This window comes from Streptosporangium sp. NPDC002544 (genome assembly GCF_040295965.1).
In the GTDB taxonomy this organism is placed as follows: Bacteria; Actinomycetota; Actinomycetes; order Streptosporangiales; family Streptosporangiaceae; genus Streptosporangium.
The window spans coordinates 78,820-100,021 of sequence record NZ_JBEOWJ010000002.1 but is presented as its reverse complement, the minus strand read 5'-3'; the positions used below and the strand labels follow the sequence as shown (position 1 = coordinate 100,021).

The 21,202-nt window shown below is 70.6% G+C and carries 23 protein-coding genes; 10 read left to right on the top strand and 13 right to left on the bottom strand.

Features of this window, described 5'->3' with window-relative positions; genetic code table 11:
* Positions 1-29: 29 nt before the first annotated feature.
* On the bottom strand, positions 30-1,268 hold the full coding sequence (locus tag ABT061_RS03325; RefSeq protein WP_350912146.1) for a CynX/NimT family MFS transporter: 1,239 nt from the start codon (positions 1,266-1,268) through the stop codon (positions 30-32).
* A 206-nt stretch (positions 1,269-1,474) separates the two neighbouring features.
* Between ABT061_RS03325 and ABT061_RS03320 the strand changes: the two genes are divergently transcribed.
* The 5 genes from ABT061_RS03320 to ABT061_RS03300 all read left to right on the top strand — a co-directional run bounded on the left by ABT061_RS03320 (position 1,475) and on the right by ABT061_RS03300 (position 5,760).
* Complete coding sequence (locus ABT061_RS03320; protein WP_350912144.1) at positions 1,475-2,275, top strand: CoA transferase subunit A; 801 nt, start codon at positions 1,475-1,477, stop codon at positions 2,273-2,275.
* 41 nt (positions 2,276-2,316) lie between these two features.
* Positions 2,317-3,045, top strand: coding sequence for a CoA-transferase subunit beta (locus ABT061_RS03315; RefSeq protein ID WP_350912719.1), 729 nt, complete (start codon positions 2,317-2,319; stop codon positions 3,043-3,045).
* A gap of 103 nt (positions 3,046-3,148) precedes the next feature.
* Positions 3,149-4,489 (top strand): 3-carboxy-cis,cis-muconate cycloisomerase, encoded by a 1,341-nt coding sequence (gene pcaB / locus ABT061_RS03310; RefSeq protein WP_350912142.1) that lies wholly within the window; start codon positions 3,149-3,151, stop codon positions 4,487-4,489.
* A gap of 43 nt (positions 4,490-4,532) precedes the next feature.
* Positions 4,533-4,955, top strand: coding sequence for a 4-carboxymuconolactone decarboxylase (pcaC, locus tag ABT061_RS03305; RefSeq protein ID WP_350912140.1), 423 nt, complete (start codon positions 4,533-4,535; stop codon positions 4,953-4,955).
* Positions 4,939-5,760 (top strand): IclR family transcriptional regulator domain-containing protein, encoded by an 822-nt coding sequence (locus tag ABT061_RS03300; RefSeq protein ID WP_350912138.1) that lies wholly within the window; start codon positions 4,939-4,941, stop codon positions 5,758-5,760. Before pcaC ends, ABT061_RS03300 begins: the two co-directional genes overlap by 17 nt.
* Before the next feature lie 17 nt (positions 5,761-5,777).
* On the opposite strand, the gene ABT061_RS03295 is transcribed toward ABT061_RS03300, so the two are convergent.
* Positions 5,778-6,188 carry a winged helix-turn-helix transcriptional regulator gene (locus ABT061_RS03295; RefSeq protein WP_350912136.1) on the bottom strand — a complete coding sequence of 137 codons (411 nt, stop codon included), beginning with the start codon at positions 6,186-6,188 and terminating at the stop codon, positions 5,778-5,780.
* A gap of 90 nt (positions 6,189-6,278) precedes the next feature.
* On the opposite strand from ABT061_RS03295, the gene ABT061_RS03290 reads away from it, so the two are divergent.
* A complete protein-coding gene (locus ABT061_RS03290; protein WP_350912134.1) occupies positions 6,279-7,136 on the top strand; it encodes an SDR family oxidoreductase in 858 nt (285 codons plus the stop codon).
* 142 nt (positions 7,137-7,278) lie between these two features.
* Positions 7,279-8,268, top strand: coding sequence for a LacI family DNA-binding transcriptional regulator (locus tag ABT061_RS03285; RefSeq protein WP_502991335.1), 990 nt, complete (start codon positions 7,279-7,281; stop codon positions 8,266-8,268).
* Positions 8,269-8,413: 145 nt separating this feature from the next.
* On the opposite strand, the gene ABT061_RS03280 is transcribed toward ABT061_RS03285, so the two are convergent.
* Positions 8,414-9,067 carry an NAD(P)-dependent oxidoreductase gene (locus ABT061_RS03280; RefSeq protein ID WP_350912130.1) on the bottom strand — a complete coding sequence of 218 codons (654 nt, stop codon included), beginning with the start codon at positions 9,065-9,067 and terminating at the stop codon, positions 8,414-8,416.
* Between the two features lie 108 nt (positions 9,068-9,175).
* On the opposite strand from ABT061_RS03280, the gene ABT061_RS03275 reads away from it, so the two are divergent.
* Positions 9,176-9,538, top strand: coding sequence for a winged helix-turn-helix transcriptional regulator (locus ABT061_RS03275; RefSeq protein WP_350912128.1), 363 nt, complete (start codon positions 9,176-9,178; stop codon positions 9,536-9,538).
* 10 nt (positions 9,539-9,548) lie between these two features.
* Here the strand turns inward: ABT061_RS03275 and ABT061_RS03270 are convergent, their stop codons facing one another.
* Positions 9,549-10,382 (bottom strand): pentapeptide repeat-containing protein, encoded by an 834-nt coding sequence (locus tag ABT061_RS03270; RefSeq protein WP_350912126.1) that lies wholly within the window; start codon positions 10,380-10,382, stop codon positions 9,549-9,551.
* A gap of 66 nt (positions 10,383-10,448) precedes the next feature.
* Positions 10,449-11,780 (bottom strand): MFS transporter, encoded by a 1,332-nt coding sequence (locus ABT061_RS03265; RefSeq protein ID WP_350912124.1) that lies wholly within the window; start codon positions 11,778-11,780, stop codon positions 10,449-10,451.
* Between the two features lie 66 nt (positions 11,781-11,846).
* Between ABT061_RS03265 and ABT061_RS03260 the strand changes: the two genes are divergently transcribed.
* A complete protein-coding gene (locus ABT061_RS03260) occupies positions 11,847-12,842 on the top strand; it encodes an ArsR/SmtB family transcription factor (protein WP_350912122.1) in 996 nt (331 codons plus the stop codon).
* A 59-nt stretch (positions 12,843-12,901) separates the two neighbouring features.
* Here ABT061_RS03260 and ABT061_RS03255 read toward each other — a convergent pair whose 3' ends face one another.
* The 4 genes from ABT061_RS03255 to ABT061_RS03240 all read right to left on the bottom strand — a co-directional run bounded on the left by ABT061_RS03255 (position 12,902) and on the right by ABT061_RS03240 (position 16,279).
* Complete coding sequence (locus tag ABT061_RS03255; protein ID WP_350912120.1) at positions 12,902-13,813, bottom strand: alpha/beta fold hydrolase; 912 nt, start codon at positions 13,811-13,813, stop codon at positions 12,902-12,904.
* An 82-nt stretch (positions 13,814-13,895) separates the two neighbouring features.
* Positions 13,896-14,453, bottom strand: a complete 558-nt coding sequence (locus ABT061_RS03250) for a PadR family transcriptional regulator (protein ID WP_350912118.1) — start codon at positions 14,451-14,453, stop codon at positions 13,896-13,898.
* Positions 14,454-14,796: 343 nt separating this feature from the next.
* Positions 14,797-15,552: a hypothetical protein gene (locus tag ABT061_RS03245; RefSeq protein ID WP_350912116.1), complete on the bottom strand. Its 756-nt coding sequence runs from the start codon at positions 15,550-15,552 to the stop codon at positions 14,797-14,799.
* 73 nt (positions 15,553-15,625) lie between these two features.
* Positions 15,626-16,279, bottom strand: coding sequence for a class I SAM-dependent methyltransferase (locus ABT061_RS03240; protein WP_350912114.1), 654 nt, complete (start codon positions 16,277-16,279; stop codon positions 15,626-15,628).
* Positions 16,280-16,468: 189 nt separating this feature from the next.
* Between ABT061_RS03240 and ABT061_RS03235 the strand changes: the two genes are divergently transcribed.
* Positions 16,469-16,999 carry a TetR/AcrR family transcriptional regulator gene (locus ABT061_RS03235; RefSeq protein ID WP_350912112.1) on the top strand — a complete coding sequence of 177 codons (531 nt, stop codon included), beginning with the start codon at positions 16,469-16,471 and terminating at the stop codon, positions 16,997-16,999.
* 16 nt (positions 17,000-17,015) lie between these two features.
* Here the strand turns inward: ABT061_RS03235 and ABT061_RS03230 are convergent, their stop codons facing one another.
* From ABT061_RS03230 to ABT061_RS03215, 4 genes are all read right to left on the bottom strand, one after another.
* Positions 17,016-17,891 (bottom strand): MOSC domain-containing protein, encoded by an 876-nt coding sequence (locus ABT061_RS03230; protein WP_350912110.1) that lies wholly within the window; start codon positions 17,889-17,891, stop codon positions 17,016-17,018.
* Between the two features lie 74 nt (positions 17,892-17,965).
* Positions 17,966-18,889 (bottom strand): carbohydrate ABC transporter permease, encoded by a 924-nt coding sequence (locus ABT061_RS03225; protein ID WP_350912108.1) that lies wholly within the window; start codon positions 18,887-18,889, stop codon positions 17,966-17,968.
* On the bottom strand, positions 18,886-19,773 hold the full coding sequence (locus ABT061_RS03220) for a carbohydrate ABC transporter permease (RefSeq protein WP_350912106.1): 888 nt from the start codon (positions 19,771-19,773) through the stop codon (positions 18,886-18,888). Before ABT061_RS03220 ends, ABT061_RS03225 begins: the two co-directional genes overlap by 4 nt.
* 52 nt (positions 19,774-19,825) lie before the next feature.
* Positions 19,826-21,118 (bottom strand): ABC transporter substrate-binding protein, encoded by a 1,293-nt coding sequence (locus ABT061_RS03215; RefSeq protein WP_350912104.1) that lies wholly within the window; start codon positions 21,116-21,118, stop codon positions 19,826-19,828.
* Positions 21,119-21,202: the final 84 nt, after the last annotated feature.

The window sequence follows — 21,202 nt, the reverse complement described above, 5'->3', positions numbered from 1 at the left end:
CCGCTCCGCCGACCCCGAGGGGCGATGGGTCAGGCCAGGGAGGGGGAATCCTCGGCCGGCCGGGTTCCCGGCGGGGCGCCCGTACCGGCCTGCGTGACCGGTCGCCCCGCCAGGAACCCGGCCGCCAGTTGCAGGCCGCACGCACCGAGCCCGGCCAGCAGCGGCAGCGTCCAGCCACCGGAGAACTGGTGGAGCGCGCCGACCAGGAGCGGCCCGAGCGCGGCCAGCACATACCCGACGGACTGGGCGACGGCCGAGAGCGCGGTCACCGAGACCGGGTCGGGGGCGCGGAGCGCGATGATGAGCAGGGCCAGCGCGATCGAGGCGCCCTGCCCCACACCGAGGACGATCATCCAGAGCCACGGGAGGGTGGCCGGGGCGAACAGCACACCGAGGTATCCGGCCACCGTGAGGAGGGTCGCGGCGGTGACGTACGGCACCTGCGACCGCGCGCGCCCGGCGAGGATCGGGACCGTGAACGTGGCCGCCACCTGGGCCAGGTTGGTGAGGCTGAGCAGGTATCCGGCCTGGTCGGCGGGGAGTCCCGCGTCCTTGAAGATCGTCGGTAGCCAGGCCAGCATGACGTAGAAGGTCAGCGACTGCAGGCCCATGTAGACGGTGACGTACCAGGTCATCCGGGTGCGGAGCAGCTGTGCGAACGGTCTGGGCGCGACCTCGGAGCGGGCGGGGCGGCGCAGCGCCTGGGGCAGCCAGAACACCGCGGCGGCCAGCGCCGGGATCGCGGTCATCGCGGTCACCTCGCGCCAGCCGTACCCGGTGGCACGCTCCAGCGGGATCATCAGCCCGGACGCCGCGGCGGCGCCCAGCACCAGTCCGGAGACGTAGATCCCGGTGAACAGGCCGACCCGCGCGGGGAAGTGCTGCTTGACCACGCCGGGCATCGCGACGTTCATGACGGCGATGGCCATGCCGGCGACGGCCGCTCCCGCGTAGAGCGCGGGGACGCTTCCCGCGCTGCGCAGCATCACCCCGGCGGCCAGGATCAGCAGCCCGGCCATGAGCGTGCGGTCCAGGCCGAAGCGGCGGGCGAGCAGCGGGGCGAGCGGGCCCAGCACGCCCAGGCAGACCACCATGGCCGTGGTGATCGCTCCTCCCCCGGCGGCGCTCAGCCCGAGGTCGCCCATGATCTCGTCCAGCACCGGGGAGACGCTCGCCAGCGCGGGCCGCAGGTTGAGCGAGGCGAGCACGAAGCCCGCGATGAGCACCACCCACGACACCCGCGACACACCGACCCCCCGCTCGACCATTGGCCAACCTTCCCACAGCCCGCTTGGTGAAGCGCTTCGAGGGGTAGTGCCCGGCACCCGTGCCGGGCACGCACCGACGAAGCCGCCACGGCAACGCGGTGGCTCACCGATAACGATGGCCACCGGTTTGACCATCCGGACGGTGAGTCAGTATGTTCACTGAAAGAACATTCGTTCGCATACCGAACATGCGTTAAGGGGGTGCGATGGCCACGGTGGTTCCGCTCGCCGAGGCGGTGGCCGATCTCGTGCACGACGGCGACAGCGTGGCGATGGAGGGCTTCACCCACCTCATCCCCTACGCGGCCGGGCACGAGATCATCAGGCAGGGGCGCCGCGATCTCACCCTGATCAGGATGACCCCCGACCTGATCTACGACCAGATGATCGGGATGGGCTGTGCCGGCAGGCTGGTCTTCTCCTGGGGCGGCAACCCCGGGGTGGGCTCGCTGCACCGCTTCCGCGACGCGGTGCAGAACCACTGGCCAGGCCCCCTGGAGATCGAGGAGCACAGCCACGCGGGCATCGCGAACGCCTACGTCGCCGGGGCCTCCGGGCTGCCCTTCGCGGTGCTGCGCGGTTACCGGGGCACCGACCTGCCCGGCAGGACCGCCAACATCAGGCCGATCACCTGCCCGTTCACCGGCGAGGAGCTGACCGCGGTCCCCGCGATCAACCCGGACGTCGCCGTGATCCACGCGCAGCGCGCCGACCGGCGGGGCAACGTGCAGCTCTGGGGCATCACCGGCGTGCAGAAGGAGGCGGTCCTGGCCGCCCGCCGCTCGCTGGTCACCGTGGAGGAGGTCGTCGACGAGCTGGAGCCGCGCCCCGGCGCGATCGTGCTGCCCGGCTGGGCGATCACCTACGTCTCCGAGGCCCCCGGCGGCTCCCACCCCTCCTACAGCGCCGGGTACTCCAGCCGCGACAACGACTTCTACCTCGCCTGGGACGAGATCAGCCGCGACCGGGAGACCTTCGCGGCCTGGATGAGAGAGCACGTACTTTGACGACCGCCCCCTCCCACAGCGCCGGCTACACCTCCGACGAGATGATGACCGTGGCCGCGGCCCGGCGGCTGCGGGACGGCGGCTCGTGCTTCGTCGGCATCGGCCTGCCCAGCGTCGCCGCCAACCTCGCCCGCCGGACGCACGCCCCCGGCCTGGTCCTCGTCTACGAGTCCGGCACCATCGGCGCCAAGCCCGACCGGCCGCCCCTGTCGATCGGGGACGGCGTGCTGGCCGACACCGCCGACGCCGTCGTCAGCGTGCCGGAGATCTTCAACTACTGGCTCCAGCCGGGCCGGATCGACGTCGGATTCCTGGGCGCCGCCCAGATCGACCGGTTCGCCAACATCAACACGACGGTGATCGGCCCCTACGACGACCCGAAGGTCCGGCTGCCCGGCGCGGGCGGGGCCCCCGAGATCGCCGCCTCCTGCCGCGAGGTGACGGTGGTCGTGCGGCAGAGCCGCCGCACGTTCGTCGACCGGGTGGACTTCGTGACCTCCGTGGGCTTCGGCTCGGGGCCCGGCGACCGCGAGCGCCTCGGCCTGCGTGGCAGCGGCCCCCGCACGGTCATCACCGACCTGGGCATCCTGGAGCCCGACCCGGACACCTGCGAGCTGGTCCTCACCCACCTGCACCCCGGCGTCACCCTCGACGAGGCCCGCGCCGCCACCGGCTGGGCGCTGGCCGCCGCCCCCGGCCTCCGCGAGACCGCGCCCCCGACCCCCGAGGAGCTCGCCGCCCTCCGCGTGCTCACCGGCAAAAAGCCGTGAAGGGTGCGGCGCCGGGTAGGTCGCCTCTCCGGGGCGGCGCCGTCCCCGGGGAAACCGGCTCCCGATCCGCCGTGACCAACGTTCGAGCCATCCAGAGGTGACCATGACCGCTCCCGCCACCGCCGGGCTGTTCTCCGGGATGTTCGCCAGGGGCGGGGCCGCCGCGCAGGTGTCGGACGTCGCGTGGCTGGCCGCCATGCTGGACGTCGAGTCCGCGCTGGCCACCGCGCAGGCCGGGATCGGGCTGGTCCCCGCCGAGGTACCCCCGGCGGTGGCCGCGGCCTGCCGTCCCGAGCTCTACGACCTCGCCGAACTGGGCGCCGAGGCGGCCCGGAGCGGCAACCCCGTCATCGGCCTGGTCGCCGCCCTGCGGGCGCGGATCGAGCCCGGCCTGCGGCGGTTCGTGCACTACGGCGCCACCAGCCAGGACATCAACGACACCGCGGCGATGCTGCTCTCCCGCCGCGCCCTGGCCCCGATCCTGGCCGACCTGTCCGCCTGCGCCGGGGCGTGCGCGCGGCTGGCGTCCGAGCACCGCGGCAGCGTCATGGCCGGGCGTACGGTCGGCCAGCACGCCGTACCGGTCACGTTCGGGCTGAAGGCGGCGGGCTGGCTGAGCGCGCTGGACCGCTCCCGGACCGAGCTGGCGCGGGTGCCGCTGCCGGCCCAGTACGGCGGGGCGGCGGGCACCCTGTCGGTCCTCGGCGAGCGGGGCCACGAGGTGCCGCCGCTGCTCGCGGCCGAGCTCGGGCTGGCCGAACCGGTCATTCCCTGGCACACCGACCGGACCCCGGTCGTCCGGCTCGCCTGCGCGCTCGGCACCGCCACGGGGACGCTCGGCAAGATCGCGAACGATGTGAAGCTGCTGGCCCAGACCGAGGTGGCGGAGGTCGCCGAGCCCACCGGACCCGGGCGGGGCACCTCCAGCGCGATGCCGCACAAGCGGAACCCGGTGGGTTCGATGTCGGTACTCGCCTGCGTCCAGCGCGTACCCGGGCTGGTCGCCTCCCTCCTCGGCGGCATGGTCGCCGAGCACGAGCGCGCGGCCGGGCCCTGGCAGGCCGAGTGGGAGACGCTGGGCGAGCTGCTCCGGCTCACCGGCAGCGCAGCCTCCTGGCTGCGCGAGGTGCTGGAGGGCCTGACCGTGGACACCGCCAGGATGCGCGCCAACCTCGACGCGACCCGGGGGTTGCTGATGGCCGAGCAGGTGGTCGTCCGGCTCGGCGGCACCCCGCAGGACCGGCGGCTGGTGGACGCCGCCTGCGCCCGCGCCGCCGCCGGGGGCCTGGCGCTGCGGGAGGTCCTGCTCGCCGATCCCGGTGTCCCCCTGACCACCGAGGAGGTCGACGCGGCCCTCGACCCGGCGGGTGCCCTGGGCTCCGCCTTCACCTTCGTCGACCGGGCGCTCGCCGCCCACCGGAACCTCGCGGAACCCGGCACGTGAGCGCGGGGAAGACCGGCGGACGAGCAGGAGAGGAACCAGGGACATGAGCGCGGAGGAGAGCAGGGACATGAGCGGGTGGGAGGCCGGGGACGCGACGCGCCGGGCCGTACTCGGTGACGAGCACGTGGACCGCGCCACCGCGAGCGCCACCCCGTTCACCGCCGACTTCCAGGAGTTCATCACCAGGTACGCCTGGGGGGAGATCTGGACCCGTCCCGGCCTGGACCGGCGCACCCGCAGCTGCATCACCCTCGCCATGCTGGCCACGCTCGGGCAGGAGCACGAGCTGGCCATGCACGTGCGGGCCGCGCTCCGCGTCGGTCTCACCGAGGAGGAGATCAAGGAGGTGCTGCTGCAGACCGCGATCTACGCGGGCGTACCCGCCGCGAACCGGGCGTTCGCGGTGGCACGGGCGGCGCTAGAGTTCGATCGGAACGAGGAGGACGGCGATGATCGAACCGGTTGACCGCGGCTCCGACCACGTACAGTCGCTGGCGCGCGGACTATCGGTGATCAAGGCGTTCAGCGCGACGAGCCCCGAGCTGACGCTCAGCGAGGTCGCCCGCGCGACCGGCCTGACCAGGGCGGCGGCCCGTCGGTTCCTGCTGACCCTCGTCGACCTCGGCTACGTCAGGACCGACGGGCGGCTGTTCGCGCTCTCCCCCCGCGTCCTGGACCTCGGGTACGCCTACCTGTCCAGCCTCTCCCTGCCCGAGATGGCCGAGCCGCACCTCGAACGGCTGGTCGCCGAGGTGCACGAGTCGGCGTCGGTGGCCGTGCTCGACGGCGAGGACGTCGTCTACGTGGCCCGGGTGGCCACCACCCGGATCATGCGGGTGACCATCAACATCGGCACCCGCTTCCCGGCCCACTGCACCTCGATGGGCCGGGTGCTGCTCGCCTGGCTGCCCCCGGACGAGCTGGCCGCCTACCTGGAACGTGCCGCACTGCGCAGGTTCACCCCGAAGACCGTCACGACCTCCGAGGCGCTCCGAGCCGAGCTGGAGCTGGTCCGCTCCCAGGGCTGGGCGATGGTCGACCAGGAGCTGGAGGAGGGGCTGCGCTCGATCGCCGTGCCGATCCGCGATCGCTCCGGCCGGGTGGCCGCCGCGATGAACATCTCCTCCCACGCGAGCCGTACCACCCCCGAGTCCGCCCGCCGCGACCTGCTGCCGCCGCTGCTCGCGGCGGCGGCCCGCGTCGAGGCCGACCTGCACGCGGCCGGGACCGCGGGAGGTACCACCCGGGCCTCCTGGAGAGAGTCCTCCTGAGCCGTTCCCGCCCGCAGTCACGCCTGGCGGCTGTCGTACGCCTCGCGCGCCGCACCGATCTCGTCCACGGAGCCTTCGAGTAGATCGGCGAGACCGCGCAGACGCTCGGCGACGCGGGCGCCGAGCGGGGTCAGGGAGTACTCCACCCGGGCGGGTATCACCGTCAGCACCTCTCGGGTGACCATGCCGTCTCGCTCAAGGGTCTGCAGGGTCTGCGCCAGCATCTTCTCGCTCACGCCCGCCACCCGTCGCCGCAGGGCGTTGAACCGGTAACCGGACTCGCCGAGGGCGAGCAGCGCGAGGATTCCCCACTTGCCGGCCACATCCTCCAGCGCCGCCCGGGAGGTGCAGTCGCGGGCGAACACGTCGCTGACGAGCTCGTCGGTGGGTTCACCGGTGTCGGGATCGGGGGCACACACGTTCGGCATACCCCAAGGGTACAGAGTTCATAAAACAACCAGTACTGTATAAAAGTTAGTACTGCCGACCGGTAATCACGAGCGACCCCAGGAGAGATCATGACCACCTATGCCATCACCGGCGCCACCGGCCCTCTCGGCCGTCTCGTCATCGACGCGCTGCTCGCCAAGGGCGTCCCCGCCTCCGACGTCGTCGCCATCGCCCGCACCCCGCCCAAGGCCGCCGACCTCGCCGCCAGGGGCGTCGTGGTGCGCGAGGGCGACTACTCCCGGCCCGAGACGCTGCCCGCCGCGCTGCGGGACGTCACCAACCTGCTGCTCATCTCGGGCAACGAGGTCGGCCGGCGGGTGCCCCAGCACACGGCCGTGATCGAGGCCGCCAGGGCCGCCGGAGTCGCACGCATCGCCTACACCAGCATCCTGCGCGCGGACAGCTCCGAACTCTCCCTCGCCGCGGAGCACAAGGCCACCGAGATCGTGCTGCGCGAGTCCGGCGTCCCGTTCACCCTGCTGCGCAACAGCTGGTACACCGAGAACTACACCGGCCAGCTCGGCCGGTACCTTGAGCGCGGCGAGATCCTCGGCGCCGCCGGCGACGGGCGGATCTCCGCCGCCACCCGGGCCGACTACGCCGCCGCCGCTGCCGCCGCGCTGACCGGCGAGGGCCACGACAACGCCGTCTACGAGCTGGGCGGCACGCCGTTCACGCTGACGGAACTCGCCACGACGATCACCGAGGTGACCGGGACGAAGGTCGTGTACCGCGACGTCACGGTCCCCGAGCTGGCCGGCGTCCTCCAGTCCGCCGGTCTCGACGAGGGCACCGCCCACTTCGTCGCCGGCCTGGACGGGGCCATCGCGCGTGGCGGCCTCGACACCCCCGGCGACGACCTCAGCCGCCTGATCGGCCGGCCCGGCACACCGCCGGCCGACGCGGTACGGGCCGCCGCCTCCTGATCCGGGCGTGGGGTCCGGACGTAAGGTCCGGACGTGGCCGGACCCCACGGCCCGCCCGCAACGGACGACGGCTCGGACGCGAGTTCACCCGATCACCGTTGACAACGTTGTCAGTACGCTGTGCATGGGCGATGATCGAGTCGTGACAGAGAGTGTGCGAGGCCGTCCCACCATGAAGGACGTCGCGGAGGCGGCCGGGGTGGCGCTGAAGACCGTCTCCCGGGTCGTCAACGAGGAGCCGGGGGTCAACCCCGCCACCGCCGGACGGGTAACGGCCGCCATCGAGCGGCTCGGCTACCGGCGCAACGAGAGCGCCCGGGTGCTGCGCCGGGGCAGGACCGCGACCATCGGCCTGGTGATCGAGGACGTGGCCGACCCCTTCTACTCGGGGCTCAGCCGCGCGGTCGAGGACGTGGCGCTCCGGCACGGCTCGCTGGTGCTCAGCGGCTCCTCGGGGGAGGACCCCCGGCGCGAGCGGGAACTGATCCTCGCCTTCTGCTCGCGCAGGGTCGACGGCCTGGTCATCGTGCCCGCCGGGACCGACCACGACTACCTGCGGCCCGAACTCGACGCGGGCATCGCCGCCGTCTTCGCCGACCGGCCGGGAGGGCTGGACGCCGACACCGTGCTCTGCGACAACGCGGGCGGCGCGTACGCGGGGGTGAGCCACCTGATCCGGCACGGTCATCGCCGCATCGCCTTCATCGGCGACAGCGCGTCCATCTTCACCTCGGGCGAGCGGCTGCACGGCTACCGCCGCGCCCTCCGCGAGGCGGGCCTGTCCTTCGACCCGTCACTGGTCGCGACCGGCCCGGCCGAACAGGCGGGTCCCGCGTTGAACCGGATGCTCTCCGGCGACGCCCCGCCCACCGCGGTGTTCACCGGCAACGGCCGGATCACCGTGGCCGTGCTGCGTACCGGACACCGGCCGGCCCTGGTGGGCTTCGACGACTTCGAGCTGGCCGACCTGCTGGTCCCCGGCGTGACCGTGGTGGCCCAGGACCCGGTGCGACTCGGCAGGACCGCCGCCGAGCTGCTGTTCCGCCGTCTGTCGGGCGAACAGGGCACCCCCGAGCGGGTCGAGCTGCCGACCCGGCTCATTCCCCGGGGCTCGGGAGAGCTCCCCGGATGAGGCGCCACCAGAGCCGGTGGGCTCGGCGTCTCACCTGGCTGTCGGCTTCTCGGCCCTGAAGGGGGCGAACTCGCCGCACCTCGTCGACGGCCTTGCGTGACCGTCGAACCACCGCCGATGACAGGATGCCCCGACGTTGCCGCAATCAGTGGGCTACCGCCGCCAGCATGCGGTGGTGCTTCGCCGTCTCGACCTCGTCCACAAGCGCGACCGCCAGGTCGGCGTAGGAGAACGTGGCGGCGTCGTCATCGGCCGGCAGAACCTGGCCACCACCGATCCGGTACCGGCCGGTGCGCGGCGCGTCATTGTCGAGGACGACCGGCGGCGGGGCGAGGACCAGCCAGTCGATCTCCGTGTCCGCCGCACGGAGCACGTCGAGTTCCGCCGCATGCCCGAGGGAGAACGCGCGGCCCTCCGCCGGAAAATCGGGCGCGTCATGGACGGGCACCCCAGGCGCGATCTCCAGCGTGGTGCCGATCCCGATCAGCAGAAGCCGGACCACCCCGGACCGTGCCAGGCCGTCGAGCAGGGCATGGGCCGCGCCCGTGAAGAACTCCGCTGACGACATGTCGAGCCGGGCGGCGGCGCTGATCGCCGCGTCGTGCCCCGCTGCCACCGCCGCGACGCTGTCCGCGCTGGTGACATCACCGGCGGCCAGTACCACGCCGTCACCTGCCAGGTCCTGGTGCCTGGCCGGATCCCGCACTACCGCCGTGACCTGGTGACCACGGGTAACGGCCTCGGCGACCACACGTCGACCCGCACGCCCACCGGCACCGAAGACAACGATCCTGCTCATGAGACGACGCTCCGTTCGACAAGGCCGACCTGAATCGGTGGCCGATGCCACGGACACTATTGGGCGCCCCCTTGGTTTCCGCAACGATAGTTACGTACGCTTGCCGACGTGAGCGAGCCACTTGATCCCGACATGTTCCGCGGATGCGCACACGTCACCTCCCCGGTCCGGATCGGCGACAAATGGACAGGGAAGATCATCCGGTGCCTGGAGGCGGGCCCTCGACGGTTCTCCGAACTGCAGGTGCCCCTGCGCGGCATCACGCCAAAGGTCCTCACCGAGTCACTGCGGGCGATGGAGCGCGACGGATTGATCACACGCACCGCCTACGCCGAGATCCCCCCACGAGTCGAGTACGAACTGGCTCCGCTTGGAACCACGCTCCTCAAACCCATGGCCGCCTGCTGCGAATGGGCCGAGGCGCACCTGCCCGCACTGCTCGACGCCCGCGAGGCCCACCAGGGTCGTTGAACCCGGAGCGCTACCAGTGCGCGGGGCGGGTGAGCGCGGCGGGCAGCGTGGTCGTGGCGTCTCCCCTGGCCGCGTTGACCTGGGCCTGGGTGAGGAAGATGCTCCCGGTGAGGTCGGCACCGCGCAGGTCGGCGTCACGGAAGTCCACCCCGATGAGGTCGGCCGTACGCAGGTCGGCGTTTCGCAGGTCGGCCGCGATGAGGTAGGCCCCGCGCAGGTTGGCCCCGCGCAGGTTGGCACCCTTGAGCCTGGCCCCGATCAGATCGGCTCCCCGGTGGTTCTTCTTGCGGCCGGGCACCTCGGCCCGTACCAGCTCGCTGGTGCGGAGCAGCAGGGCGTTGACGCCCTGACGGACCGTCGCCACGTCCGTTTCCACGAGCGTTTCGGCACTGCCACGGGTGAGGCGCTCGGTGTCGTCCAGCGCGTGACGGAGATCATCGTGGATGGGGCGGGCCTGCGGCAGCGCCAGTGCCTCGGTCAGGTACCAGAGCAGCTCGTGGAGCTGCCGCATGACGGGAAACACCTCGAACATCTGCCTGGCGGTGCCCGGAGCCTGCCGCCAGTCCCGCCCGCCGAAGGTGACCTGGGAGACCTGCTGCCCCGCGCCGAAGCAGTCGAAGACGGTGCAGCCGGGAAAACCCCGCTCGCGGAGGTTCGCGTGGATGCCGCAGCGGAAGTCCGCCCGCAGGTTCACGCACGGCTTCCCCGCGTCCTTGTCGATCGCGAAATCGGCCGAGGCGGCGAAGGGCAACGCGACACAGCACAGCCCGAAGCAGTTCGCACAGTCGGCCCGCAGACCGGGACGGTCTCCGCCTGCCAAGGGGACTTCGCGCTTCTGGGACAACGTAGGTGATCTCCTAACGCTAGGTGAGATGTTCTCCATTCTCCCCGACCGTACGAGGAGGTCCGGTCAGGAGGGCTCCGGCCGCAGGGAGCGGTGCAGGGCGAGTGAGCAGCAGACGACCGTGGCCCCCGCCAGGACGATCGCCGTGTGCGGGGAGGTCAGCTCGGCGGCCACGCCCACCAGGGCCGCGCCGAGCGCCTGTCCGGACATCATCCCGGCCGAGGCCAGGCCGAACGCCTGCCCCCTGACCGGCTCGGGCACCGCCTCCACGAACCACCGCTGCAACCCGAGCTCGTAGGCGGTCGACGCCACCGTGGCGAGCAATACGAGCAGCGCTGCTCCCCCGAGCCCCGGCTGGAAGGCGAACACCAGCAGCGGAAGGCCCGACGCCACCGCCATGGGAAACGCCAGCCGCTCCCTGCCCGAGGGCGAGACCAGCCGGCCGACGACGAAGCTTCCCACCGCCAGGCCCGCGGAGGCCGCGGCGAGTGCGTACCCGGCGGTGCTCCCCAGATAGGGGACCAGCATCGCCTCGCCACCCGTCACGAACGCCACCGGCAGCCACTGTGCGAGAAGCAGGCCGCGTATCCGCGTATCCGCCAGCAGCGCCCGGTTGACCCGCAGGGTCTCCCGGACGGCGCCCCTGCCTCTCGCCTGCTCGGTGCGCACGCCCCCGCGTTCCGCCTCCCCGGTGGGAGACGCGGGAGAACCGCCGTCCCACACAGCGCCATCACCGGCAGGACGGTCGCCCTCCGCACCGGTGGGGGCGTCGGCCTCCGCCCGGCCACCGGCCTCCGCGCCCCTGGCCGGAAAGTCGGGCAGGCCGAAGCGGAGCACCACGGCGGCCAGCACGGACAGCGCGGCGGTGACGGCCAGCGCCCCCGAGGGGCCGGTGGCGGCGAGGATGCCGCCGCCCACGGCCAGCCCGCCGATCTGCGCTCCCGCCGACGTCACGGTCAGCACCGACCTGCCCAGCACGAACGCGTCCCCCGGCAGCAGGTCGGGCAGCAGGGCCATCCGCGCGGCCCCGAAGACCGGTGAGAACAGTCCGGTGACCAGGACCAGGGCGAGCATCGCCCAGACGGACAGCCCGGCGAAGGCGATCAGCAGGCAGGTCACCACCCGCAGCAGCTCCCCCGCGATCATCAGCGCGCGCGGCCGGAGCCGGTCGGCCAGCGAGAGCAGGAAGGTCGCGCCGACGGCGTAGGGCAGGAAGCCCAGCATGTACGCCGCCGCCGACAACCCCGGCGAGCCGGTCCGCGCGTAGACCAGCGCCGACAGGGCCAGCATCTTGACCTGGTCACCGGCCACCAGCAGGGTGAAACTTCCGAACAGGACGCGGAACTCACCGCTCGCGAAGACCTCCGTGTAGGTCGCGCCGCGTTCTTGTGTGGTCATGGAGACGATGCTGAACGGCACCCAGACCGCTGGCTAATCTTTCGGATATATCCGAAAGGTTGCTCAGTGGTCTATCGCATCGAGGTCACCCCGCACGACATCATGGCCAGCAGGTTCGCCATCTCCCCGCTCATCGTGACCAAGCATGCCCTCTGGGTCCTGTCCAGGGCCAGGGGGGCCGGCCAGTGGCGGTCGTGGGCGGACCGGATGCGGGAGCCGTACCAGAGACTGCTGCTCACGCAGCCGGGACTGGCCCCTTTGGTGGCGCTCTTCCGCGAGCGGCACTACAACGCCGACTTCCCCGCACCGCCGCCGACCGGAGTGGACACCCCGTTCGAGGCGGAGCTCTCGGTGGTACGGGCCACCCCGGTGGCGCAGGCGCACGACGAGATCACGAGGAACCTGGAGGGGATGCCGCGCCCTTCCGCGCCGGTCAGGGAGGTGCTGTTCTCCCCCGACGTCGTACGGCTCTTCGCCGAGGCGCTCCAGGCGATCTGGGAGGAGATCGTCTCCCCCGCGTGGCCGCGCTTCCACGCGATCCTGGAGCGGGACGTGATCCAGCGGGCGGGCCGCCTGGCGACCTACGGCTGGGCGGCGGCGCTCGACGACCTCACCCCGCGGATCCGGTGGCATCCCGACGGTGTCATCGAGGTGCTGGCCGGGGGCGCGGACGAGACCCACCGGCTCAACGGGCGCGGGCTGCTCTTCGTGCCGACCGTGTTCCCCATCAAGATGGGCTCCTACCTGGAGGACGACTGGCCGTACGCGATCAGCTATCCGGCCAGGGGCGTCGGTATCCCGGCCGAGGCGGCGGACGGCCTGGTCCACCTGATCGGCAGGACCAGGACCCGCCTGCTGCTGGAGCTCGCGACCCCGGCCACCACCACCCAGCTCGTCACCCTGCTGGGCCTGAGCCTCGGCACCGTGGGCGGCCACATCGCCGCCCTGCGCAATGCGGGCCTGATCACCGGCAACCGCACCGGCCGCACCGTCCTCTACCACCGCACCCCCCTGGGCGACGCCCTGGTCAGCCGCTCACCGGCCCTCGACGCTTCCCGGTGAGGCCTTTCTCCCGTACGGGTCTGTCCAACGGCACTGGGCGGTGGCCGTAGGCCTGCCGCCTACTCATCCGCGATCCTGCTGATGATCTCGTCGCGGTGGGCAAAGGAGGCGAAGTGGCCGCCAGGCACGAACCTTGACGTTCCCTGGGGGAGCCGGTCGGCCAGCCGCCGAGCCAGCATGATCGGGACCTTCGGGTCTTCGAGCCCGTGCCACAGGTGGACAGGCCTGCGGACGTCAACGGGATCGAACCCCCAGGGCCGCAGGTACTGCCGTAGATCGTCGGCCATGGCCGCTCCGCCCTGGTGGCAGCTTTCACGGACATCGGCAATGAAGGCGGCCTTCGCGTTGTTGTCGGCATCGTTGAGCAACTCACTGAAGATTCGCAGGTCCGCGCCGGGAAGCCCTCGCTCGATCCGGCCGATGAGCTTGCCGGTGTCACCGCGAGCGGCGGTGGACATCATCGCGGCAGAGGCGGAGCACAACCTTCGCAACAACCAGGGAGCACGCCGGGCCAGCCGCCAGTAGAAAGCGTCCGCACGACTGGCGGGGGCCCACCGTTCCCGCACGGCGACCGGCGGCATACCGCCCAGGATCGTCGTACTGGTGACAAGGGCGGGGTGGGTAGCGGTGAGTGCCAGGGCAGGACCCGCGCCCATGGACACGCCGATGACGGCAACGCGGTCGAGGCCGAGTTGGTCGGTGAGCGCCGAGGCATCACGGGCCCAGTCCAGGAAACCGGCTCCCGGATTCGCTGTCGACAGGCCGTAACCCGGCCGGTCAACGGCGATGAGGCGCACGCCCTGGCGGTGCAGAGTCGCGTTGGAGAAGGTCCATCCCGCTGACCATCGCGAGGAGGAGTAGCCATGGACGAACAGGCATGGCCGTCCGACAGGGTCACCGAAGACGGCATACCCCATTCGCCGGCCGTCCTGAAGGGTGATGCTCCGCTCTGTGGTGGTGCTCGCGTTCATGGGCGGTGCTCCTCGTTTTCTCGGTCGTGAGGATGGTGAAAAGGGGGTCAGGGGTGTTCGGGATGGCGCCGGGAGCGGCGCCTCAGCCTGATTCCCTCTCGTCGGCCGCGGCGTCGGCGTCCGCCGGCCAGGTCGCCACGACATCGATCGCCCATTCCGCCCAGGAGATCATCGCTTCCAGGCGCCGGATGCCGGCTTCGAGGCCGAGCAGGGACGCCCGGTCGGCGGGTCGGCTGAGATCGAGTCCCTTCCTCAGGGCCCGCATACCCCGCAATCGCGCCCGGTGGTACTCCATCTCCTCCCGGAGGAAAGCCCGGGCCTCCTCCGGCTTGATGAGCCACAGCGCGAATGACCGCAGCACCGTCTCGTTGCGCTGGGAGTGGTCCGCGGAGGTAGTCGTCAACCACTCCCGCAGCGCCCGCAGTCCTTCCTCGGTGATCTCGTAGGGGCGCCGGCCCCGCGCCCCCCCGTCCTGCTCCCTGATGAGGCCGTCGGCCGCAAGCCGCCTCAACTCGGGATAGACCTGCGTGGGTTTGGCGTGCCAGACGAACTTCAACACGCCGTCGAACTCTTGGCTGATGTCATAGCCACTACGCGGCTGCCCGGCGATGAGCGTGATCAGGGCCATCCGTAGCGACATGCGAACCACCTTCACCCGATACGTTGAACACCTCAACGATACTAAAAAATTTTAGTGTGAGTAGTAAATGTGGCTCAGATCTCCCAGGCCGCTGTCCAGTTGAAGCGGTAAGGGGGCGCGCAGCTAGACGGTGTGGCCCGCCGTGAGGCTCGGCGTCTACGGGCCGGCTCCTACGTGGGGATCACCTGCGGGACCATGATCCACTTACAGCCGGATCCGGCAAATCAAGGCCTACGCCTCGGCGCAGGACCCGGTGAAGTCCGAAGACCCCCGGCTGACGGGTGTGGAGAGCGTTCATCGCAAGTCGGGCGGCGTTGAGAGCCTCCACCTGTGGTGGAGGTGGTCATTGTCCTTGGTGGCCGGCGGCGCGTAGGCGGGTGGCGATGCCGTCCAGGCCGCAGGGGTCGGCCCAGCGGGAGGCCGGGTCGATCTCCTCCATGCCGCCGATGACCGTCAGGCCCCGGCCGAGAAGCACGCCCTGTGGATGGGCCGAGTAGATCGGCGTTCCGGCCGGGAGCGCGGCGCGGTCCTTGATGACGGTTCCCTCGCGGGTGTCCGGATAGACGAACAGCAGGACCCGGGTGCCCCGGGGCACCGCCCGGCGGAAATCTGCCACCGAAAGGGCCGGGCTCTCGTTTCTTCGCGCCCCCTGATAGAACTTCACGTGGACCAGGCGAGCGGCTGGCCCCTTGAACCGCTCGGTCACCCGCACCGGCATCAGCACGTAGTGCGTGCGGTCACCGGGGATCCCCTCCTCAACGATCTGCCCCGGCAGGAAGTCCTCGACGGTGCCCGCGACGACCAGTGGGGTCTTCGCCGCGAGTTCCTCCGGGGAGTTGAGCGGGTCGTAGTCGAAGGCCGTCTGCCGAAGCAGCCTGAGGTTCAGCTTTCCGGCGGGCGCCGGAGTGCATGCGGATCCGGGTGTCGGGTCCGTCGAGGCCGGGGACGGCGGTGGAATCGCCGAGGCTTTGGGGACCCCCGGTGCCTCCCGTGCGGGGGGTGCGGACGCCGTTGCCGGGATATCCGGGGTTCGAGCCGTGGTCGCGGGGGCGCCGCAGGCGGTCAGCGCGCCAAGAAGCAGCAGGACCGGCAGTCTCATGATCGTGAGACGTTGACCGGACCCATTCGGTTCAGCCCTTCCGGCGCTCGCGAAGATCGGTTCGGTGGCGTCTTCAGCAGGATGGGCGGACGGCTTCGACGTAGTACAGCAACGGCTTCACCCTGCCGGTGGTCCTGATCTGAAAACCGGCGCCGGGCACCAGTTCGGCGAGCAGCTCCGGCATGCTGGGCCGCATGGCCGGCCCGACCAGGACGCCGACGAGGTGGGCGGCGATGGGGTTGGCGGGCGGGTGGAACTCGGCGATCAGCAGCCGGCCGCCAGGCCGCAGGACCCGGAACATCTCCTGTACGGCAAGGCTCCGAGCGGAGGAGGGCATGTGGTGGACCGCGACGGTTGAGACCAGGACGTCAAACGAGGCGTCGGGAAAGGGGAGATCCTGCCCTTCGCCCACCTGGTAGGAGCAGTTGTGCGGGGCGCGCTCGCGGGCGTGGTCGAGCATCGGTGCCGAGGGGTCGATACCGGTCACCTGCCCGGTGGGGCCCGCGAGAGGCGCGAGTAGCCGGGTCAGGTAGCCCGTGCCGCAGCCGACGTCCAGGATCCGCTCCCCCTGCCGGATGCCGGTGAGCGCGGCCAGGCGGGAGAAGACCCTGCGGCGGCGCCCGGCGAAGCCGATCTCGGCCAGGAGCTCATAGGCGCGCGGGTAGTTGATCACGCCGCCTCCGTCGCCGTGCTTCGAATGGTCGTGCAGGGATTTTCCGATACCCATGGCGCTTCCCCTTTTCCGCATAGGTTGTTTAGTTATGAATGGTCAGTTCACCAGCGCGGGGTGGTCAACAATCAGATTCACCAGGCCGTGCCGAACCGGACAGGAGTGGGAAAGGTGTTCGGAACCCGGGAGCGGGAGAGCTCGGACCGGCGGGTGCGACGGACCCGCCGGCTCATCCGGCAGGCACTGGTGGAGCTGATTCTGAGCAAGGGCTATGAGGCGGTGACGGTCACCGACATCATCAATCGCGCCGATGTCGGCCGCTCGACCTTCTACGCGCATTTCACGGACAAACAGGAGGTGCTGTTCAGCAGCCTCGACGAACTCTCCGAACTTCTGCATTTCGCACCCGAGTCACGCTCGGAGACCCTGTTCGCGTTCAGCCTGCCGATTTTCGAACATCTCCAGGAGCAGCGCCGGCTGGCTCGGGCGCTGCTCGGCCGACGCGGGGGCACCGCCGTAGGCACACGTGGAGAACAGATCATGGCCGCCATCGTCCGTGACGAGCTGCTGGCCGCGCTTCCCGGGGAAGCCACCCCGCCGGCCTCGCTCGACATGATGGTCACCTGCGTCACCGGTGCGTTCATGGCGCTGCTGCGGAAGTGGGCCGACGGCGAGCTGGTCGCCACGCCCGCCGAGATGGACGCGGCGTTCCGTGCCGTGGTGCTGCCCGGTCTGGAAGCGGTGCTCGCGGCGGCTCGGGACGGGCGACCGGGATGAGCCGCCGCGGCCACGACTACCGAAGTTCCGGCTCGCCCCAGGATTGGACGTTCACCTCGTCGCCCAGGGCGAGCTTGCCGGGCCGTACGACGGAGAGTTTCACGCCGAACGCGACCCCGCCCTCGGGTGCGCGGCGGTAGGTGGCCAGCGTGCGCAGGGGCTCCGGCCCCGCTCTGGTGCCACTGTCCTGGTCGATCATCGTGACGGCGCATCGGATGGCGAGCTTGGCGTAACCGAGCTCGGTGTCGCCGACGAGCATCCGCCGGGCCCCGTCCTCCCGGTGCGGCTCTGTCCACCCGCCGATCACGATGTTGGGGCGGAACCGGGCCATGGGCAGCGGAGCGCCGCCACCTTCGGTGAGTCGCCGGTTGAGCAGGGCGAGGGTGGCCTCGGAGATGAGATGCACCGGACTGCTGTCCGCGTAGCCGGACGTACCGGGTGTCCAGCCGTCGGTCACCCGACGGTGTTCCGGCGGCACCCGCACGAGCCTGCTCGGCGCGCCCAACACCTCCGACAGCCACTCGGCCGCTGCCCGTCCCTGGTCGATCCCCTGGTACGGCGTGCCGAACAGCTCCACATCGCGCCTGGTGGAGAGCAGATCCACATCGACGGTCAGCGCGTCGAAACCCGGCAGCCGGAGCGTGAGCCGATCCCCGTCCGCGTTGATCTCGGGGTGGACGGCGGCGAGCCGTGGGTCGCGCCGCTGGCTGCGGAACACGCCGTTGTCACCGACCACCATGAAACTGCGGTCGTGCGCCAGGCCCGCCACCGTCAGCGGCGTCTCGGTCATCGAGACGCCGGCGCATCCCTTGACGGGATAGCAGACCAGTCCGGTGATAACGGCGGTCCCTCTGCCATCAGGCGACGCACCAGCCCGTGAGGCGGAGAGCATGACCTGCACGTTAGAGACCGAACGGCCTCCACACCAGAAAAAGAGACGATATCTAACACAAAATCGTCAAGATGTCAGCCCTTCAATGCTCCGGCCATGAGGCCGCGCATGAAGAAGCGGCCGAGGAGGACATAGATGATCATTGTGGGGATGGAGGCGAGCAGGGCCGCGGCCATCTGCTGGCTGTAGGGGACGGTCTGGGCTCCGGCGATGTTGTTGAGCATGACCGTGGTGGGCCAGCTCTGCGGGCCGGTCAGGAAGACCGCGAACAGGAAGTCGTTCCACATTGAGGTGAACTGCCAGATGATCACAACCGCGAAGGCGGGACCCGAGACGGGCAGCACCACCGACCAGTAGGTCCGCAGCATCCCCGCGCCGTCCACCCTGGACGCCTCGATCAGCTCGTCGGGGATGGTGACGTAGTAGTTGCGGAAGATCAGGGTGCAGATCGGGATGCCGTAGACCACGTGCGCCAGCAGCAGCCCGGGGATCGCTCCGTAGAAGACACCCGGCACGCCGGTGACCGCCAGGGTGACCTCGTTGAGCTTCACCAGCAGCTGCACCAGCGGGATCATGACGCCCTGGTACGGGATGAACATGCCGAACAGGAACAGCGTGAACAGCACGTCGGAGCCGGGGAAGCGCCACTTCGACAGCACGTAGCCGTTCATCGAGCCGAGCACCGCCGAGATCAGCGAGCCGGGTACGGCCAGCAGCACGCTGTTCCAGATGCCGGGCGCGAGCTTCTCCCAGGCCACCCGCCACGGCTCGGCCGTCCACACCTCGGGCAGCGCCCAGGCCCGGCCGGGATCGGCCTCGGTCAGCGGCTTGAAGCTGGTGACCAGCAGCACGTAGATCGGGATCAGGAAGACGAGGAGGAAGGCGACCAGCAGCGTCAGCCGGACGCCGCGCGACAACCGCGCCCGCCGCCTGGCCCGTCCACCGGGGTTCCCGTCCCGTACGGGGGCGGCGGGGGTGTCGGTCACGGTGGAGGTCATGAGCGCCGCTCCCTGCGGAGGGTCCAGACGAGGTAGGGGATGACGAAGACGCTGACCGCGAGCACGATGTACGACGCGATGGTGGCGCCCTTGGCCGGGTCGTGGGAGTCGAAGACCGCGACCCACATGAAGACGGCGGGCACGTCGGTGATGATCTGCTTGCCGGAGACCGCGACGATCAGGTCGAAGACCTTGAGCGAGATGTGGCCGAGGATGATCAGGGCGGAGAGGGTGACCGGGCGGAGCATCGGCAGCACGATGTGCCGGTAGACCTGCCACTCGCCGCACCCGTCGACCCGGGCCGCCTCCCGGAGGTCCTCGGGGACCCCCCGGAACCCCGCCAGGAACAACGCCATGACATATCCCGACATTTGCCATATAGCGGGGATGGCCATGGCGGCCATCCCCCAGTCGGGATCGCGGAACCACTGCCACTGCAGGAACTCCAGCCCGAGACTGTCGAACAGCCGGTTCAGCCCGACCGCCCGCTCGCCCTGACCGGAGTTCATCAGCCAGCGCCAGACCACCCCGGTCGCCACGAAGGAGATCGCCATCGGGAACAGGTAGACCGCCCGGAAGGTCCCCTCGCCCCTGATCCCCTTCTCCATCAGGAACGCCAGCAGCCAGCCGAGCAGCAGCGCCCCGAACACGAAGACCACGGTGAAGACGATGGCGTGGTTGACCGAGATGCCCCAGCGCTTCTGGTCCCAGAGGGTGAAGAAGTTCTCCAGACCGACGAAACTCCCCTCGGACACCTCGTCGTGCTTGTCGGTCATCGCCAACTGGAAGTTCCAGCCGAGCATGCCGTAGACGAAGACCGCGATCGCGATGATCGACGGTGTGACCAGCAGCAGCCCCGGCAGCCACCTGCGTACCCGTGTCACGGACACCCCTTCCGCGAGGTACGGCCCGCGCCTTCGCGGGCCGTACCGAAAATCACTGCCCGGAGTTCTTCGCGGCCTCGGCCAGCGCCTTCTGCAGCGCGGCCACGTCCTTGTCTCCGTGGAACAGGCCGACCGCCTCGTTGATCGCGACGCGCCAGGCGTCGTTCACGACCACGCCGTGCTGGATGGAACCGGCGAGCTTGCCGCCGCCCCAGTCCTTCAGCGCGTCCGCGAGGTAGTCGGTGTAGAGGGCGGTGTCGGCGTCCTTGCGGGCCGGGATGGAGCCCTTCTTCGGGTTGAAGGCGTCCTGGCCCTCCTTGCTCGCGGCCACCTTCAGCCAGGCCACCGCCCCGTCGCGGTTCGGCGCGCCCTTGGGCAGGGTGAAGCTGTCGGAGAGCCACATGAACGTGCCGCCGGTGCCCGGCGAGGGCGCCCAGTCGAAGTCGGTCTTGGAGGTCTTGCCCAGGCCGCCGTCCGGCGGGTTGTGGAAGTAGCCGTACGCCCAGTCGCCCATGATGTTGAACGCGGCCTCGCCGTCGGCCACCTGCTTGGCCGCGGGCTGCCAGTCGTCGGCCGGGTCACCGGCGTAGGACAGGATCGTCTTGAAGTCGTCGAGCGCCTTGGTCATCGCCGGGCCCGACCAGTCGGAGCCCGCGGTCCAGAGCTGGTTGTAGGCGTCGGTGCCGAGCGAGCCGAGCAGCACGCTCTCCAGCAGGTGGACCATGGTCCACTCCGAGCCGATCGAGAGCGGGATCTTGCCCTTCTGCTTGACCTTCTCCAGCGCCGCGACGAAGTCGGGGATCGTCTTCGGCACCTCGGTGACGCCCGCCTCCTTCAGCACCGCCGGGTTGAACCACATCACGTTGGAGCGGTGGATGTTGACCGGCACCGAGTAGACCTGGCCCTCGACGCTGATCTGGTCGATCAGCTGCTGGGGGAAGACCTCCTTCAGCTTGAGCTCGTCGTAGAGGAAGTTGAGCGGTTCGAGCTGCCCGGCCTTGATGTAGCCCTGAAGTTCGGCGCCCGCGTGCCCCTGGAAGGTGTCCGGCGGAGTCTGGGCCTGCAGCTTGGTGGTCAGCAGGGCCCGCGCCTTGTCCCCGGACCCGCCCGCCACGGCCGCGTCGAAGAACTCAAGCCCGGCGTTCTGCTTCTCGAAGATCTCCTTCATGGCCTTCAGGCCGTCGGCCTCGCCGGGTCCCGTCCACCAGGAGAAGACCTCGACCTTCTTCTTCGCGTCGGCCTGCGGGCTCTGCGTGGCACCGTCACCGCCGCCGTCACCACAGGCGGTCAGGGCGAGCAGGCCCGCCACGGTGACCGCGACGGCTGCCATCCACTGTCGTCGCACAGCTCTCCGTCCCTTCGGGGTTTGGGGTGCACAAAACCCCCGAGAATATGACAACGTTGTCAGTACGGCAATCAAGCCACTCCG

Excerpts from the sequence above, each read along its gene's own strand:
- ABT061_RS03325 (WP_350912146.1), bottom strand. The coding sequence starts at position 1,268 with ATGGTCGAGCGGGGGGTCGGTGTGTCGCGGGTGTCGTGGGTGGTGCTC.
- pcaC (WP_350912140.1), top strand. The coding sequence starts at position 4,533 with ATGAGCGCGGAGGAGAGCAGGGACATGAGCGGGTGGGAGGCCGGGGAC.
- ABT061_RS03320 (WP_350912144.1), top strand. The coding sequence starts at position 1,475 with ATGGCCACGGTGGTTCCGCTCGCCGAGGCGGTGGCCGATCTCGTGCAC.
- ABT061_RS03265 (WP_350912124.1), bottom strand. The coding sequence starts at position 11,780 with ATGACCACACAAGAACGCGGCGCGACCTACACGGAGGTCTTCGCGAGC.
- pcaB (WP_350912142.1), top strand. The coding sequence starts at position 3,149 with ATGACCGCTCCCGCCACCGCCGGGCTGTTCTCCGGGATGTTCGCCAGG.
- ABT061_RS03245 (WP_350912116.1), bottom strand. The coding sequence starts at position 15,552 with ATGAGACTGCCGGTCCTGCTGCTTCTTGGCGCGCTGACCGCCTGCGGC.
- ABT061_RS03230 (WP_350912110.1), bottom strand. The coding sequence starts at position 17,891 with ATGCTCTCCGCCTCACGGGCTGGTGCGTCGCCTGATGGCAGAGGGACC.
- ABT061_RS03290 (WP_350912134.1), top strand. The coding sequence starts at position 6,279 with ATGACCACCTATGCCATCACCGGCGCCACCGGCCCTCTCGGCCGTCTC.
- ABT061_RS03250 (WP_350912118.1), bottom strand. The coding sequence starts at position 14,453 with ATGTCGCTACGGATGGCCCTGATCACGCTCATCGCCGGGCAGCCGCGT.
- ABT061_RS03255 (WP_350912120.1), bottom strand. The coding sequence starts at position 13,813 with ATGAACGCGAGCACCACCACAGAGCGGAGCATCACCCTTCAGGACGGC.
- ABT061_RS03315 (WP_350912719.1), top strand. The coding sequence starts at position 2,317 with ATGATGACCGTGGCCGCGGCCCGGCGGCTGCGGGACGGCGGCTCGTGC.
- ABT061_RS03225 (WP_350912108.1), bottom strand. The coding sequence starts at position 18,889 with ATGACCTCCACCGTGACCGACACCCCCGCCGCCCCCGTACGGGACGGG.
- ABT061_RS03280 (WP_350912130.1), bottom strand. The coding sequence starts at position 9,067 with ATGAGCAGGATCGTTGTCTTCGGTGCCGGTGGGCGTGCGGGTCGACGT.
- ABT061_RS03295 (WP_350912136.1), bottom strand. The coding sequence starts at position 6,188 with ATGCCGAACGTGTGTGCCCCCGATCCCGACACCGGTGAACCCACCGAC.
- ABT061_RS03300 (WP_350912138.1), top strand. The coding sequence starts at position 4,939 with ATGATCGAACCGGTTGACCGCGGCTCCGACCACGTACAGTCGCTGGCG.
- ABT061_RS03240 (WP_350912114.1), bottom strand. The coding sequence starts at position 16,279 with ATGGGTATCGGAAAATCCCTGCACGACCATTCGAAGCACGGCGACGGA.